Genomic DNA, 15,376 nt, shown 5'->3' with positions numbered 1-15,376 from the left:
CTTATGCTGCTCCGTCCGTACTCAGATCGAATTCGTGCGACTCGCGTCGATTAATGGTCGCCAGCTGATACGCGATCAGCACTTTCAACACCGCCTGATCGGCGGCAAAACCAATCTCCAGTGTGCGCGGGTCCACTTCGCCCAACAGCGCATCGCCCAGCGACTGCATCAGTCGCTGTCTTAATGTGTCGCGCAGCACCTGATTGTTGGGTTCAAAAATCAGTTGTTTCACTCCCGCGCCAAACTCTGGCCGGAATATCCGCTCGCGCACATTGGTAAACAACACCTGCTCGATTTGCTCACGCACATGACGCTGACGCCCGCTCGTTACCGGCCCACCGCGACGAATGCGAAAGGGAAAAGAAAGATGCTGAGGGTCATTAAGCTCGGCCATAACTCCTCCTTAACTGGTCAGCACTGTGGTTGAAAGGCTGCTCATTTCGCCCTGTGGAATCGGCGGCCCGGACGGCCCCATGGCGGTTGGGTGTATATGAGTAGCGAATAGAGTCAGAAAACTGGTGCCTTTGATCAGGGGCTCGCCACCCTGTCCACCCAGAGACACCTGGCTGCCTTCAATCACAATCTGCTGGCCACTGACGGTGATGCCAGACGACGCCATTTCGATGCTGTTGCCACTGGCGTCTTCGACCTTGGTGCCAGATGAACTCATCACCAGCTTGTTGCCGTTACTGTCCTCGATAACACACTCATTATTGCTAGCATCCAGCACCAGTTTGCTGCCGTTCGCATCGGTCACAGCACAGCTGCCATTAGAATCTATTTGCAGTTGCGCTTCGCTGGGGTGAAACAGGGTCAGAGCTTCCTCCCCTTCGGTATCATTCAGCTCCAGCCGGTTACCCGCCGGGGTTTGCAGCAAAAATACCGTCGGCTCATCCTGAGCAGCGTTTTCCGGCACATCGTCCGACACCTGCCAGAAAGCACCGACCCAGATAGGCCGGTTAATATCACCTTCCTCAAACTCGACCCATAACTGCGAGTCCAGCGGCGGCACCGCAAACCAGCCATAGCCACTGCCGCCAGCAAAAGGCACACAAGGCAAGGCCCAGGACGATTCAGCATCACCCAACACCGAAGGAATCCTCAGCCGAACCCGGCCGCGTTTTTCCGGATCGGCGGTGTCGACCACAAACGCCCGGTACTTGCCGTAGCGCTTTTCATCGAGTTGTTTGCTGATCCTGAGTAGTGCTTCTTCCATAGCCGATTCCTTTGAAAACCTATCCGCGTTGCTGCTAATTCCCTAACGCATTTCTGAGCAATTTAAATTTCTGCCGGTAACCTTCCTGGCTGAAGACGTGCTCGACTTCATCGACGTAATAATCACCGCCATACTGGCTGCCAACGCCATCGACGGTGACGGTCTGATGCGTGAGTAACACATGGCCATACATGGCGCCGTCCAGCTCACCTTCGGCTTTTACCTTCCAGGCATTTTTATTGGCGGCAGCCTGTGCTCTGGCACTGACTTCTTCATAGGTGGCTCCGGCCGGGGTTTGTAAGTTCCAGACAAAGTCATTGAGGCCAGCGTCCTGACTGCTAGCGGCGGTCTGGCCTAACAAGGGCAAATCCGACTCAAACAATTCATCCTGATTTTCTGTGCCCTCGGAGGCCGCAGTGACGATGCGGACTTTATCCGGCAGGTGGCCGTCATATTCGGCGGCAAAGTGAATGCAGTTAGAGGTATTACCGGCGTAGACCAGAATGGGCGGCTGCGGGTCACCTTCCAGTTGAATGCTGTGAAAGTGCAGCACCCCTTCGCGCACAAAGAACTCAAAGCCGTTGGCTTCGGCCCGGCCACGGATAAAGGCCACGTTGGTGGCATCCTGATTCAGAGCCTCATTAGCCAGACCATCTTCAACCTCGGTATTCAGATTCACTTCCTGAGCCAGCGAGCTGACAATGGCACCGTCTTTTTGCGGATCGTCGGTGGTCGAACGCGCGGTGCGGATATGCTCGCGATCAAGCCGTAACGATTCGTCCTGACAGATCACCCGCACGTGCGACATGCCCATGTTTTTCGGATTGTTGACCTTGATGCTCTTGATAAAACCACGCATCACTTCTTCTTCGTGGCTGCCGAATTTGGCCAGCAGCACGATATTCTTCCATGGGGCTAATTTGCCCGAATCCTGAATCAGCCAGTCGCCTTGTTCGGTGCGAATTGAATCAAAGATCAGCACGGCCACAGTCGCCGACTGACGGCTCATCAGCACTGAGGCTTCGGCCAGATAGGGGTAGAAATCACTGAGTTCCTGATCATCGACCAGAATCTTCAGCTCCACCGGGTCCAGTAATGGCCGTTGCTCATCCTGACTCAAAGCACTCATCGGCTATCTCCCGGAATCAGAATCACGCTGCCCGCCAGCGATTGATCGCCAGCCCGAATATGTAGATCGGCACCACACTCAATCTGTGGGTTAGCGTCGAGGATGCGCCACCACTTACTGGCGTCGCTGTAATAGTGCATGGCCAGCAAATCGAGCCGGTCCCAGTCTTTTACTTCGTGCTCCAGCACGCCCTGGGCGGTGGCGATGGCACGCGGCCGGAAACCGGCAAAAACCGATTCGTTGTTGTCCGGGCGAAAAGGCTGAGTATTTTGATAACGGTTCTTTTTCATCTGTCAGCCTCTTATCCTGCACCTGCACCTGCACCTGCGCCAGCAGCGGGGGCTGGCGCGTTTCCAGCGTCAGCCGGTGTTTCAGTGGTCGCGGAGTTGGCGGAAGCTACATACTGCTGGGCCGCACCGAACTGACGCCGCATTTCTTCTTTGTAAATAGGGTTGTCGCTCTCGACGACCTGGAGTTTTAAGGTCGCTTCAGCCCGGTATGGAAACAGATTGGGCAGGTAGTCTTTGACGTTGAGGCTGACCTGCAACAGGAACACCGGCAGGGTCTGATTGCCCCAGATAAACTTAATCAGTGACGCATAACGGCTTCGATCCAGCGCCGATCCTTGAGTTTCGCCCAGTGCAGCTAGGGTGCGGGCACCATTGGGACTCTGTAACTTAGGCTCGACCAGACTGCGTAAGGTATCGATCTCAGGCTGCACACCATAGTTTTTGCTCATGGCATCGCCGGCATTCAGACGATCGGTGGCATCGAGCAGAATCTTCAGCGAGAAAGTTTCCGGCGTAATGCGCACTCCCTGTGTTGCCCGCACCACCTGCGACGGACTGTCAAAGTCATAACCGCCTTCGTTACCCTGGGCCTGTCCTGTTCCCAGACTGATAGTGCGGCTACGGGTAATGGTCGAAGGGTTAAACTCAAAGGTCAGCTTCAGTGGATTGGGATCGTCTGTGTATTCCAGCAACTCACCACGAGTTACTTTCAGCGCAGAATAGCTACCGGTTTCTCTGCTCATAAGGCACGCTCCAGTTGCTGGGCAAATCGCCTGAGGATTTCTGTCACCAGCTCATCTGCATCGGTATCTGGTTGCGTTTCAATCACACCTAAATGCAAAGCGGGCAAATTCAGATCACGATCAAAACGATGCTGTTGCAGCTGCGCTTTTAAACCATCGCGCACCTGATCATTGATATAGGCCTGCTGCTCTGACAAAGCCGAAGGAATCTCAACCACGACTTTATCTATACTTCTTAAGCTATTATTTTTAAATGATTTAATAGAATTCATAACACAGCCTCTCTGGCACCAGGCACGTCAGCCGGAGGATTCAGATACGACTGCAAGTCCCCCAGCCGGGACGCCACCATTTCGCGCCCTTCTTTGGCAAATTCAGTCCAGATACCCTGAGTCAGCAACCCGGTAGAAATCGGTTGCTGGCGCTCTGCCGCCAGAAACGCTGCGTGCAAGGCGACGTTGCGAATCTGCCCGCCGGTCAGTGCCACTGAGTTGGCAACCAGTGCCAGATCAAGACTGTCAGATCTGGGTGCCCGACATGGGATATGCTGATTCCAGAGCGCCAGTCGGGCGCTGGCATCCGGTCGAGCAAATTCCACCACCATCTGGAAACGCCGGGCAAAAGCCGGGTCCAGATTCTGTCGAAAGTTACTGGTCAGAATGCAGGGGCCGTGATGCCGTTCGATCCGGCTCAGCAGATGACTGACTTCCATATTGGCGTAGCGGTCGCGGGCATCTTTCACTTCAGCCCGACGCCCGAACAAGGCATCGGCTTCGTCAAACAACAACACCAGATTCTGGCCATGGGCAGCATCCAGCAGCTGGTTCAGATTCTTTTCGGTCTCGCCCACATATTTGCTCACCAACATACCCAGATCGACCCGATACAAGGGCCAGCCCAGCTCATTGGCGATCACGCTGGCCGCATAGGTTTTGCCGGTGCCGGACGGGCCGGAGAATAACGCCACCGGGCCACCAATAATCTCGCCACCCCATTCCTGCTCTACCTGCTGTCGGTGGGTCAGCCACAGCATGTATTCACGCAAGCGCGCCAGACTGTTAGCCGGCAATACCAGGTCCGACCAGGATCCTGTCGCCTTAAGCCGCACCGCACCGGGCAAATCCATGCCAGTGTGCTGATACTCCAATAAACCCTGCTGCGCCCGCGCTGAGGTATGCAACGGCTGATAGCGCTGCGGCGTCGCATCGGCCAATAAGCCATAACGCAGCAAAGGCGCTGATGGCTGCAAACGCTGTTGCAGCAGATGGCTTTCCGCCGCCGGAATAAACAACAGTTCCTGAATCAAGGCAGGACTTGGGTAAGGGCTGTGCGCAGGTTGCAACTGGCTGTACATCCATCCCAGATGCGGATGGGTTTCCGGTGCCAGGGAACAGGCCAGAATGTCCTGATCCAGTGGCGTCAGCTGATGCTCGGCAATCATCTTCTGCCAGGGCTGCTGCTGGCGCAGCGCCATTACCTGCCCTTGCAATTGCTCCAGCTGTTGCTGGCGCGAGCTGGAATAGGCCCGCCCTGCACGCGCATCACTTACGCATTCGGCCAGCAATTCCAGCCGCGTCCATTCCAGCTCCAGATTGTTCCGTAAGCCATCCATCAGCCACCTCCTTCTGCATCAGGAGAGGCCGGTGCCACTGTGATCAATACCGGATTACTGCGCACCTGAATGGTTTCATCCAGCAAGTTGCTGTAGCTGCGGGTTGCAAACAGCTGATACTGACCGATGGCATTAAAGGGAAAGGCAAAGGCCGAGCTAATCAGAGCCGGATTAAAGCATCTGGGATCAAGACGGTCAGTGGCGGCTGTCAGGCTGATACCCGGGTTAACCAGATCCAGCCAGCCCTCGGCGTTATCCCAACGCTGCAATATCAGATCGCAGGACTCGCCTTCGAGCCCGAGCAGCAGAGCAGAAAAATCGACTGGCAGCTGGTCAATCTCAAAGGTCATGCTGTGACTGAGCTGATCATCATCATTGGCCAACAGTAAATGTGGCACCCAGCCCGGAATAACACTGCCATCGGCTGTGTGTGTCCGCACCCTGTGCGCCGCAGGCATGGCGTATCCAGATGGCGAAGAACCATTCAAAAAAGACCCGGGCACAACACTGCGCTGGCTCTCTGCCGCCATATCATCACCTGAGAATAATCCCAGCCCGATACTGCCGACCCGGTTCGCTCCGGCCAGAGGCCGTGATAAAGGTGCAGGCACCAAAGCAATTTCATACGCCAGCGACAAGCGATAACTGGTATCCGACTGAGTTGACCAGATGTTATTGATATCGTCATTGGTCATTGGCGCGATCACCACCTGCAGCTGAGCCACTTCCCGCGCCTGATCATCTTCAACCCGGATAACAGGCGCCTGATGCAAATGCGCCGCCACTCCGCCGACTAAACGTAGGTCATTTTCCCCGGCGGTAACCGTCAGTTCACCATCAGTTTCATCGTTACCAAAAGCCGTTATCAGGCAAAACACACGCAGATAGATGGGATCATCAATGCCTGCCGAAGGCGAATACCCGCCGTAATCGGCCCGAAAGAAAAACAGATTCAGATACTGCAAACCGGTCTGGTTCTGCGCCGTGGTGGCATTGGTGGCCGGACTACCAATTAAAACCTGACTGGAGTCTATGCTCAGCCCTTGAGCCAGACTGGTCCGCAGCCCCTGAGCCACCAGCGAGATGGCATTGGCATCAATCACGACAGCCTCCTCAGGTAATAGCGACTGACTGCGGCTTCTGCCAGCCCGGTGAGACGACTGCTGGGTTGAGTATTGGGAGTATTGCTCTGATCGGTTTCCGCAGCCCGAATGATCACCTCGACTTCACCGATTGAGACCGAAGGCACGGATTTATCAGCCGGTTTCAACAGTGGTTTGGTCTCTGGCTTTACCCCTTGCTTGCCCACTGTTGTGACAGCAGTGGCAAGCTGAGAGCCAACATCATCAGACTGCTTGGCAGCTGGTTTGATAATTGGCTTAGAAGCCAGCGCTGCTGGCGACGACTTGACGTTATCACGCTCTGAATCGGGCCAGTTATTTACCGGAATGGTATCAACCGATTTTGCTTGTCCAGTGTGGCTATCAGCCGGCTTAAGCGGTTGTCCCAAGGGTTCGGTTATTGCCAGAGATCCAGCCAATTGCGATTGAGTTCTAGCAGCTTGCGCCGTTTCAGGGGCTTGCACCTTATTTGGGACCTTTGCCTCCCGGTCAGGCACATAACTGGCCGATGACTTCGCGAGCGGCTGCTGTAGCGAAGGTTCGGCAGGAGCAGAAGGTGCTGAAGATATAGAAAGTGCAGCAACCGGCTCAGGCTTATGCTGCGCCGAAGAGTTCAGGTACTTACCAGTCGATTCAGAGGGTAATACTTCTTTATATTTAGGATCAGCTATTTTATTTAAGTCATTGTATTTATTTACATTTATAAAATTTGAATCATCATAAACTGGCTTTCCTTCAGCAATCGACTTATATCCCGCCTCATACCCTGCATCAGCATCGGATTTCAGCAAAGAAGCCTCAACATTCTCAGACCTCACCTTTGTCGTTTCAGCTAATATCGTTGGTTCAGATCCAGCCTGTGCAGTTTCCATTTGATCAGAATCGGAGCCCCCATCAGAAGGCTCATCAAAAAAATCAGCCGTAGCTGTTTTTTGGTCTGACTCCTGACCTGGCTTATAAGGAGCACCCAACGGTGGCTTTGTTACTAACCCTGACTCCGGCGATTGCACAGGAGAGTTTTGATGCGCCCGATCATCTGGCAAGCCGACATAGCTATCGTTCCTTTTCTCTGCCCCTGCCTCTACCCCAGTCTCAGCGTCTGATAGATGCCTGTCAGTTGATAGCAGGTCTTTTGCTAGCGGACTTTTCGACAACGGGCTTAGGGATTGGTCTGATTTTGAGGTAACTTCCGCCTCCCCAGGATTCCAATCCCTGTCTGTGCTTATATCATTCGAATCGTCACCAACCCCGGATTCGAATTCTCTCCCTGACATTCCCACAGGAGTTGCAGCAGACTGATGCAAACCATCGGCATCATTATGACCTGCACCACCTTCAACGTGAGAGTTTTCTTGATAGATACTCTGTTTCTGAAAACCTGGCTCAACCACCGGTTCGGCAATAGCATCAGCACTCAAGCGATCAGCAGCAGATAGCTCGGATTCAGGTACAGACCCAACCCCAGACATAGCCGCAGCAATGGGCGAGCCGGATAATGTCCGGCGACTGTCACGCACTAAATTCGTTAGAAAATTTCCCGGCGCAGTGATTGAGGGCGACCCAGACAACGTAGTGACTGAGAGCGGCTTGGGCATTTGAGGCTTATCCATGCTGGCCTCCGCTCTCATCTATCATGCTCAGGTATTGGTGGCGGCGCTGTCGCGGCAAAGCCAGAATATCCGCCTCATGCCAGTGATAATGACTGGCCAGATAATGCACCTCGCGCAGCAGCTGCGACTGGCTCGCGCCCTGTAATTGATAGAGGTTCAGCCCAACATATTGCTCCATGCCGCACTCCGGGCAAGCCGTGAACATAGCTTGTGGCAGCTGTGGCGTAGCAGACTCCAAAGCTTCAGCGATACGTTCAATGTCGTCGTGTTGCAGTGGTTCCGGCAGCTGACTTCCCGGTAACAACAGTCGCTGCAATAACACCGGCAGCGCCTGTTCTTCGGCACAAGCGGAAATCGCCGTCTGATCAGCGCCGGTAGGAACCCGAAAATGGCATTCGCTCTGCTGCAATTTAACCCGCACTCCCTGCACCAGCACCTTGCTCAGGTTCGCTTGTTCGACCGTAGTAACTGGTAAGTCCGAGCGCTGATAACTTAAGTCGAAGGGTTCATGGCAGTGCACACAGTGAGCTTGCAACCAGACCTGATCTCCATCCAGTCGTTGCGCCAGTTTCAGCATCAACAACTGCCGATCAACCGGCAGTAACTGTTCGGCCAATGACGGGGTCATTGGCACATGGTCAATGCTGGCCACGGCCTGACACAGTAACCGGGTCACTTGCGCTGGCAAAGCCGCCGCATTGGCCAGTGCCTGAGCCATCCGCTCTTCGGCAAAGCCATCCAGCGCCCTCAGCTGTGCAGTGCGCAACCAGCGACTGTCGCTCTGCTGGCTGACATCCGGGTCACGGACGCCAACAACAAGACGTACCTCAGCCATCACGATCAGCTTTCTGTTGGTTCACTAACGGCGGTGTCGCGTTCCCACCCCTCGTGTTCCAGCTTCAGGCTCTGGATACCCACGGTATTGGTGGTATTGGCATCAAAGTCGGGCAAGGCCTGATACTCCGACACCCAGCAGCGATAGACCTTGTAAGAAATGGCCACACTGCCCTGCAGATTCAGTACATTAATCACAATATCCTTGCGGTAATTCAGCAAAGACACGGCACTATCACCCTGAATATTGTTCACCAGATTGGCCCAATTCTCGAACACAGGGTCGTGAGTCAGACCCTGCTCCAGCGTGATCGGCTCGTATTTGGAACCGGCCGGCAATTTACGCTCATGACTGGGATCGCCACCCACACGCCAGGTCACCACATCCGTGGTGCGTTTTAATGCCGTCATTTTGCTCAGGCCGGCAACGGCCTGGCCATCGATCAGAACCTGAAATTTGAACGTACGGTAGGGGTCATAACGGTGTGCATTCACCGAAAACATTGGTGCTGCCATGGTTTATCTCCTTATTCCTGGCCAACTTTCTGTTGAATCCGGACGATGACAAATTCGGCAGGTTTTAATGGTGCAAACCCAACGATGGCAATCACCTGGCCGCGATCAATATCCGCCTGAGTCATGGTGTCGCCCAGACCGCAACGAACGAAGTACGCATCCGATGCCTTCTCACCCTGAAACGCTCCGGCCCGGAACAAGCCGTTCATAAAAGAGCCGATATTAGTCCGCAGCGATGACCACAACTGATGATTATTCGGTTCGAAGACGGCCCATTGAATGCCGTTGAAAATGCTTTGCTCAATCATGATGGCGGTACGCCGCACCGGCACATAACGCCATTCGGGGTTAGCCCGGGTCGCCAGTGTGCGGGAGCCCCAGATCACGCTGCCAAAACCAGGTAATTTGCGCAGACAGTTGATGCCCGCCGGATTGAGGAAGTCCTGCTCGGCATCTTCAACCACATGTTCCAGTCCGGCCAGCCCCAGCAAGGAAGCCTCGACTCCGGCCGGCGCCTTCCAGACACCACGGCGGCTATCGATTTTTGACCACATACCAGCGGCAAAGGCCGACGGCGGTGTCAGCACAGTCCGCGGAGCACCCGGATTGCGCTCGGCATCGTAGAAGCTGTTATTGACCGCCACCCAGGGATAATAAGAAACAGAGTAAGTTGACGTCGGCAGTGCCAGTGTTTCTGCCATGGCACCGTTTTCCAGCTCGGTGCGCGGCGGATCGACAATAATCATGCGCGACTTCATTTTTTCGCAGTGGGCGATGCCATCATCGATGATTGGGTTGCCGGATTCACTCCAGGTCTGACCCGGCAACAGCACGACATTGGCATCGCGGTATTTTTCGAGCTTGGTGAACATGCCCTGGTAATCACTGCGTTCAGGGTCGCTACCATTGCTGCCGGAGGCCAGGGTGACACTCCAATTGGTGGGTTCTGCCGCTGGATGAGTATCACTGCCAACCACTTCAGTACCACCCAGTACCAGTGTGGTGGCCAGAGTTGAGGCTGCAACCGCCACCGCCGAGGTGGTCTTACGTGTGCCAGATGTCAGTATCAGGTGCTCAGCAGCGCCATCGACCATCACACTGCAGGTGAACTTACGGCGTTTTTCCGCCGTTGAGCTGGAATTACGCACCGTTTCCTGAATCGCTGCCGCAATCGCCGCCAGATTGCTGTAATCCTGTTGCGCCAGCTCGACCTCGATTGCCGGACCAGCGCCATCAAGTGTGATACTCAGGGTACGATCAGCGGCATCAGCCACACCGCTAAGGTCGAAGTCTGCCTGGGTTAATGCGGCCAGATCACCGCTTTGGCTATAGCCATACAACAGGTTGACGGTTTGATCCGGGGCCGTGTTTTCCGTTACCGCGACGGTGACCAACTCAGAGCCGTCATTGATCAAATTGCCGAAAAACAATGGATGCTCGAAGCTGCTGCTAACCGGCCCATACCTCTCTTCAATCACAAACTCGCCATCGATCGTGCGGCCGATATCAACCTGAAAAAAAGTGCCGGTCATGCCTCTGGGAGTGGGCACGGTATTCACTCGGATTTCCAGACCATTACCCCACTCGCCGGGGTTCTTAGCGGTAAAAGTGATGGTATCGCGGTCCAGAACATCGGAACTGTCGCCGATCGCTTCATCCGCGCCGGGAGAAAGCCTGGCGATATAGGCTTTGGTACCGCCATTGGTGAAGAAGGCCTGAACCGACAAGCCCATGGCATCGCCAACCGCATTAGCGCCGCTGTCGCGGATGCCGCCAAACACGGTGACGTATTCTTCGTACTTGGTAATCAGGGTTGGGCAGTCGATTGGCCCTTTATCGACCGAGCCGATAAATACCGCAGTGGATGTGCCCACGCCTTCTATCGGCTGAGAGCCACTGGGGATCTCTTCGATATACACGCCAGGATGCAGATACGCCATCTTCTCGTCTCCTTGTTATAAAGTGGTCATCCGTGATCTCTGTTGATAGAAGGCAGTACTGCATAAGCTGACGAATACAGGGCACGCGGACTGTTCTATAGGCCAAGGCTAAACGCAGCAAAGGCCGATACACACAGGCTATAACAAAAAGTGTTCCAGAGAATAATTTCCCAATTAAAACAAGCAGTTAAGATAAATTTCTAACAAATTTCCTAACACACCATGGGGGATTTCACACCCATAACTACAGGCTTTTGCTGATACCAGCTGAGGTTTAAAGCGGTTGAGTAGCAGAAAAAATTCAAGGGGGGATTTCGCCATGAGGAGATAATCCCCCATAAGAACTCAAGCTTAGGACGAGTCATCTTCCTCATCGGTAGGAACAGGCTATGACACCGAATACCCTCGGGTTGCCTGATTCAGAGAGGTGGAGGTTGTACTCAGAGAGTCGCAGGCGGTGACAATTGACGCCATATTTTGCAGGCACTCTGCGGAGCGCTTCTGCACCTGTTCAATTTCCTGCAACATGATATTGGCGCCATCACGCTGGCTGATCACAGCTTGTGCCGTTTGTTGATTCAATATCGCCAGCTCGTCAATATCCGCTGAAATTGTTGTCACACTTTCATGGGAATGACCAAAAACAGAGACCATGGATGTCACCCGGGCGTCACCGGCACTGATACTTTCCACCAGCAATTCTGAGGTTTTTTCCAGATTGGCAATCATCGCCTGAATTTCAACCGTTGCGTCCTGGGTCTGGATTGACAGTGCCCGCACCTGATCAGCCACCACCGCAAAGCCGCGCCCGGCTTCACCTGCCCGAGCCGCTTCAATGGCGGCATTTAATGCCAACAGGTTAGTTTGCTCTGAAATACCGTTAATCACGTCAAGCACCGAACGCACTTGTTTGGAAGTCTGTCGCAGTGTTTGTCCAGCATCAACGGAATGGGTCATATCGGTTTGCAGCAAGTTCACCTGCTCCGTCACCTGGTTCAGTTCACGATTCATGTCGACCATACCGGCATGGATCTGGCGTGCTAAGCCATCCGCTTTTTCGGCCCGGACGGCACTCTCACCAGCCACCTGAGACGACTCAGAAACCGCACTGGTGCAACGGGATAAATCACGATGCTGATCCGATAGCTCTTGTTGTGAGGCGACGCTCAGCTGATCAATACAATGGGTTTGTTGCACAATATCTTCTGCAGTATCCGTGACTTTACCAATCAGCTCGACCAGCTGCTCAATGGTGGAATCCACGGCATTACCAATGCGACCAAATTCATCAGAGCCTGAAAAACCAATCCGCTGGTTCAGCTTACCGGCGGCAATAATTTTCATCACACTGATGATATGTTCCAGCAATGGCATGATGTTCTGGCTGACAGATATGGCTACAAAAATAATAAATGCCAACATCAGCACAGTTACCGCAGCAAACTGCTCAAAGCTGAAGGGTAACTCAGAAGCAGGCAAAGATTGGCTGACTTGCCAGTAACACACCAACTGGAATGCACCTAAAACACACGCCAATAAAGCCGGTAGCAATAACTTCAGCTTTAAGCTGATGTTCATTAACACCCGGTCACGCCAGCCAATTTTCACTTCACTCATAGCACCGCCTGATTAGTCAATTTTTAACCAACTAGACAGCAATTAGCATACCAATGATGAACTATCGTTCTTTATTGCAAAATACCCATCTCGGATACAAAGAACGAACCAAATAAGACCACAACCCAGCCAAGATGCACCAAATAAGGGCACACCAATAAAGGACAGAACAAAAAAAAGCCGACATTCTTACGAATGTCGGCTTTTGGAAGTATTTGTTACTTAGAGGCTTACTGCGGTTATTTGGCGCGCTCTTCTAAGATAGCAACCGCTGGCAGAGTTTTGCCTTCAACAAACTCCAGGAAAGCGCCACCACCGGTGGAGATATAAGAAACCTTGTCGGCAATTTCGTACTTATCCACCGCAGCCAGAGTATCGCCACCACCAGCAATGGAGAAGCCATCGGAATCAGCAATCGCCAGCGACAGTGCTTTAGTACCTTCGCCGAACTGATCAAACTCAAACACACCCACCGGGCCATTCCAGATAATGGTTTTTGCTTCTTTCAGCTGCTCAGCCAATGCTTTGGCAGAGTCTGGGCCGATGTCAAAAATCATATCGTCTTCAGCGACGTCATCCGCAGATTTCAGGGTTGCTTCAGCCGTTTCAGAGAACTCTTTACCACACACCACATCGGTAGGTACTGGGATAGATACTTTTTCCATCAGCGCTTTAGCGTTTGGAATCAGGTCTTGTTCACACAGAGACTTACCCACTGGCTTGCCCGCCGCCGCCAGGAAGGTGTTAGCAATGCCACCACCAACGATGATCTGATCACAGATGTCAGACAGGCTTTCCAGCACTTCCAGTTTGGTCGATACTTTAGAGCCACCTACAATTGCCACCAGCGGACGAGCCGGGTTATCCAGTGCTTTACCTAATGCGTCCAGCTCAGCTGCCAGCAACGGGCCAGCACAAGCAACCGGAGCAAACTTAGCCACACCATGAGTCGATGCTTGTGCACGGTGAGCGGTACCAAAAGCGTCCATGACAAATACATCACACAGCTCAGCGTAGGCTTTAGCCAGCTCGTCTTCGTCTTTCTTTTCGCCCGGGTTAAAACGCACGTTGTCCAGCAGCACTAATTCGCCTTCAGCCACTTCAACGCTCGCTTTAAAGTCTTTAACCACATTAACATCACGACCCAGCAAACCACCTAAGTGATCAGCCACCGGCTGCATGGAGAATTTTTCTTCGTATTCACCTTCGGTTGGGCGACCCAGGTGAGACATCACGATGACTTTGGCACCCGCTTCCAGCGCGTGTTGAATGGTTGGTAAAGACGCACGAATACGCACGTCAGAGGTTACCTTGCCGTCTTTTACCGGCACGTTTAAATCTTCACGAATCAGGACGCGTTTTCCTTTCAGGTCCAGATCAGTCATTTTTAATACAGTCATGTAATTCCCCAGCTGAATTTAATTAAACACTTTGCAAAAACCCAGCAGCAATATTCCACTTCGGGACGCCGCAAGTACGTCCCTGTAGGCTCGGCTGCAGCTCCCTGCTGCAGACGCCCTCAGCCGGAACATGGCAGCTGGATTTTTAGGCCGACCAGGCGTGTGTTTTTTAAGCTGATCGTCTACCGCATGGACGCGGTAGTCGAGCGTACAAGGATGTATTTACCGCGTATCAGCGAAAATACACCCTGGTCGGCCAAAATTAATATTTTGCCATCAAACGTGCGGTATCGAGCATGCGGTTGGCAAACCCCCACTCATTATCAAACCACACCAGCAGCTTTAATAATTTGCCACCACTCACACGGGTTTGTGTGGCATCCACCACCCCGGATCTGGGGTCATGGTTAAAATCAATGGAAGCATGAGGCTCAGCACTAATACCAACGATGCCTTTCAGATTCAGGCTGCTGAGCTCACCTTCGGCGGCGGATTGTATCAGGTCATTCACCGCTTGTGAGGTGGTGTTTTGTTTTAACTGAATACTCAGATCCAATGCTGACACATTGGCGGTGGGCACCCGCACATGCAGGCTTTCTATTTTGCCATCAAGATGTGGCATCAAACGGCCAATGCCTTTGGATAACCCCGTTTCCACCGGAATAATGCTTTGCCCGGCGGCACGGGTACGGCGTAGATCCGAGTGGTAAGCATCAATCACCGGCTGATCATTCATAGCCGAATGAATCGTGGTGGTAACACCCGCTTCCACACCATAAGCCTGATCCAACAGAGTCAGTACCGGTATCAAACAGTTGGTTGAGCAGGAACCATTGGAAACGATGCTTTGCTCTGAAGTCAGAGTGTCGTGGTTAAGGCCATAAATAATGGTGTTATCCACAGAGGCGTCTGCCGGGTTGGAGATCAGCACTTTTGTTGCGCCGCGATCCAGATGCAGTTGCGCACCATCACGGTGAGTAATCTGACCAGTACATTCCAGCACCAGATCAATATTCAGTTCATCCCAGTTTAATTGGCCCGGATCTTCAATATGGCGCACACAGATGCGATCACCGTTCACCAGTAAATGACGCTCATCCGCCACACTGACTTCTCCGGGAAAACGACCATGAGTACTGTCATAGCGCAACATATAACTGAGTGACTCGATATCGGCCAATTCATTAATCGCTACGACCTGTAACTGATCACGGTAGCCGTTTTCATACAGAGCACGCAGCACACAACGACCAATTCGGCCAAAACCGTTAATGGCAACGCGAGTGATGGGTTGAACAGAAGTCACTATGTATCCGGATGATTAATTGAAAGTCGGCATTTTCGCGGA

15 protein-coding genes are annotated in these 15,376 nt (G+C 53.1%); all 15 read right to left on the bottom strand.

Translation table 11 applies throughout. The annotated features are described in order from the left end of the window. Position 1: 1 nt before the first annotated feature. The 15 genes from ACO05E_RS12065 to ACO05E_RS11995 all read right to left on the bottom strand — a co-directional run bounded on the left by ACO05E_RS12065 (position 2) and on the right by ACO05E_RS11995 (position 15,334). Entirely contained in the window at positions 2-394 is a 393-nt protein-coding gene (locus tag ACO05E_RS12065; RefSeq protein WP_419813182.1) for a GPW/gp25 family protein, read from the bottom strand. Between the two features lie 9 nt (positions 395-403). Next, positions 404-1,216, bottom strand: a complete 813-nt coding sequence (locus tag ACO05E_RS12060; protein ID WP_419813181.1) for a phage baseplate assembly protein V — start codon at positions 1,214-1,216, stop codon at positions 404-406. A gap of 34 nt (positions 1,217-1,250) precedes the next feature. Further along, positions 1,251-2,345 carry a phage late control D family protein gene (locus tag ACO05E_RS12055; protein ID WP_419813180.1) on the bottom strand — a complete coding sequence of 365 codons (1,095 nt, stop codon included), beginning with the start codon at positions 2,343-2,345 and terminating at the stop codon, positions 1,251-1,253. Further along, on the bottom strand, positions 2,342-2,635 hold the full coding sequence (locus tag ACO05E_RS12050) for a hypothetical protein (RefSeq protein WP_419813179.1): 294 nt from the start codon (positions 2,633-2,635) through the stop codon (positions 2,342-2,344). The genes ACO05E_RS12055 and ACO05E_RS12050 overlap by 4 nt, the downstream gene beginning before the upstream one ends. A gap of 11 nt (positions 2,636-2,646) precedes the next feature. After that, positions 2,647-3,378, bottom strand: coding sequence for a hypothetical protein (locus tag ACO05E_RS12045; protein ID WP_419813178.1), 732 nt, complete (start codon positions 3,376-3,378; stop codon positions 2,647-2,649). Beyond that, positions 3,375-3,650: a hypothetical protein gene (locus ACO05E_RS12040; protein WP_419813177.1), complete on the bottom strand. Its 276-nt coding sequence runs from the start codon at positions 3,648-3,650 to the stop codon at positions 3,375-3,377. Before ACO05E_RS12040 ends, ACO05E_RS12045 begins: the two co-directional genes overlap by 4 nt. Then, a complete protein-coding gene (locus tag ACO05E_RS12035; RefSeq protein ID WP_419813176.1) occupies positions 3,647-4,990 on the bottom strand; it encodes an ATP-binding protein in 1,344 nt (447 codons plus the stop codon). Before ACO05E_RS12035 ends, ACO05E_RS12040 begins: the two co-directional genes overlap by 4 nt. Then, the gene (locus ACO05E_RS12030) at positions 4,990-6,093 is read right to left on the bottom strand and encodes a Pvc16 family protein (protein WP_419813175.1); all 1,104 of its coding nucleotides are present in this window, start codon (positions 6,091-6,093) and stop codon (positions 4,990-4,992) included. Before ACO05E_RS12030 ends, ACO05E_RS12035 begins: the two co-directional genes overlap by 1 nt. Continuing rightward, the gene (locus ACO05E_RS12025; protein WP_419813174.1) at positions 6,090-7,721 is read right to left on the bottom strand and encodes a hypothetical protein; all 1,632 of its coding nucleotides are present in this window, start codon (positions 7,719-7,721) and stop codon (positions 6,090-6,092) included. Before ACO05E_RS12025 ends, ACO05E_RS12030 begins: the two co-directional genes overlap by 4 nt. Beyond that, a complete protein-coding gene (locus ACO05E_RS12020; protein ID WP_419813173.1) occupies positions 7,714-8,556 on the bottom strand; it encodes a hypothetical protein in 843 nt (280 codons plus the stop codon). The genes ACO05E_RS12025 and ACO05E_RS12020 overlap by 8 nt, the downstream gene beginning before the upstream one ends. Before the next feature lie 5 nt (positions 8,557-8,561). After that, positions 8,562-9,071 (bottom strand): phage tail protein, encoded by a 510-nt coding sequence (locus ACO05E_RS12015; RefSeq protein ID WP_419813172.1) that lies wholly within the window; start codon positions 9,069-9,071, stop codon positions 8,562-8,564. 11 nt (positions 9,072-9,082) lie between these two features. Then, positions 9,083-11,011 carry a phage tail sheath family protein gene (locus ACO05E_RS12010; protein ID WP_419813171.1) on the bottom strand — a complete coding sequence of 643 codons (1,929 nt, stop codon included), beginning with the start codon at positions 11,009-11,011 and terminating at the stop codon, positions 9,083-9,085. Between the two features lie 387 nt (positions 11,012-11,398). Then, the gene (locus ACO05E_RS12005) at positions 11,399-12,628 is read right to left on the bottom strand and encodes a methyl-accepting chemotaxis protein (protein WP_419813170.1); all 1,230 of its coding nucleotides are present in this window, start codon (positions 12,626-12,628) and stop codon (positions 11,399-11,401) included. Between the two features lie 239 nt (positions 12,629-12,867). Beyond that, the gene (locus ACO05E_RS12000; protein WP_419813169.1) at positions 12,868-14,028 is read right to left on the bottom strand and encodes a phosphoglycerate kinase; all 1,161 of its coding nucleotides are present in this window, start codon (positions 14,026-14,028) and stop codon (positions 12,868-12,870) included. 262 nt (positions 14,029-14,290) lie between these two features. Further along, entirely contained in the window at positions 14,291-15,334 is a 1,044-nt protein-coding gene (locus tag ACO05E_RS11995) for a type I glyceraldehyde-3-phosphate dehydrogenase (RefSeq protein ID WP_419813168.1), read from the bottom strand. Between the last annotated feature and the right edge of the window lie 42 nt (positions 15,335-15,376).

The organism is Bacterioplanoides sp. (assembly GCF_965226395.1).
GTDB lineage: Bacteria > Pseudomonadota > Gammaproteobacteria > Pseudomonadales > Oceanobacteraceae > Bacterioplanoides.
This window is presented reverse-complemented; position numbering and strand designations above follow the sequence as displayed.

Excerpts from the sequence above, each read along its gene's own strand:
- ACO05E_RS12065 (WP_419813182.1), bottom strand. The coding sequence starts at position 394 with ATGGCCGAGCTTAATGACCCTCAGCATCTTTCTTTTCCCTTTCGCATT.
- ACO05E_RS12060 (WP_419813181.1), bottom strand. The coding sequence starts at position 1,216 with ATGGAAGAAGCACTACTCAGGATCAGCAAACAACTCGATGAAAAGCGC.
- ACO05E_RS12055 (WP_419813180.1), bottom strand. The coding sequence starts at position 2,345 with ATGAGTGCTTTGAGTCAGGATGAGCAACGGCCATTACTGGACCCGGTG.
- ACO05E_RS12050 (WP_419813179.1), bottom strand. The coding sequence starts at position 2,635 with ATGAAAAAGAACCGTTATCAAAATACTCAGCCTTTTCGCCCGGACAAC.
- ACO05E_RS12045 (WP_419813178.1), bottom strand. The coding sequence starts at position 3,378 with ATGAGCAGAGAAACCGGTAGCTATTCTGCGCTGAAAGTAACTCGTGGT.
- ACO05E_RS12040 (WP_419813177.1), bottom strand. The coding sequence starts at position 3,650 with ATGAATTCTATTAAATCATTTAAAAATAATAGCTTAAGAAGTATAGAT.
- ACO05E_RS12035 (WP_419813176.1), bottom strand. The coding sequence starts at position 4,990 with ATGGATGGCTTACGGAACAATCTGGAGCTGGAATGGACGCGGCTGGAA.
- ACO05E_RS12025 (WP_419813174.1), bottom strand. The coding sequence starts at position 7,721 with ATGGATAAGCCTCAAATGCCCAAGCCGCTCTCAGTCACTACGTTGTCT.
- ACO05E_RS12020 (WP_419813173.1), bottom strand. The coding sequence starts at position 8,556 with ATGGCTGAGGTACGTCTTGTTGTTGGCGTCCGTGACCCGGATGTCAGC.
- ACO05E_RS12015 (WP_419813172.1), bottom strand. The coding sequence starts at position 9,071 with ATGGCAGCACCAATGTTTTCGGTGAATGCACACCGTTATGACCCCTAC.
- ACO05E_RS12010 (WP_419813171.1), bottom strand. The coding sequence starts at position 11,011 with ATGGCGTATCTGCATCCTGGCGTGTATATCGAAGAGATCCCCAGTGGC.
- ACO05E_RS12005 (WP_419813170.1), bottom strand. The coding sequence starts at position 12,628 with ATGAGTGAAGTGAAAATTGGCTGGCGTGACCGGGTGTTAATGAACATC.
- ACO05E_RS12000 (WP_419813169.1), bottom strand. The coding sequence starts at position 14,028 with ATGACTGTATTAAAAATGACTGATCTGGACCTGAAAGGAAAACGCGTC.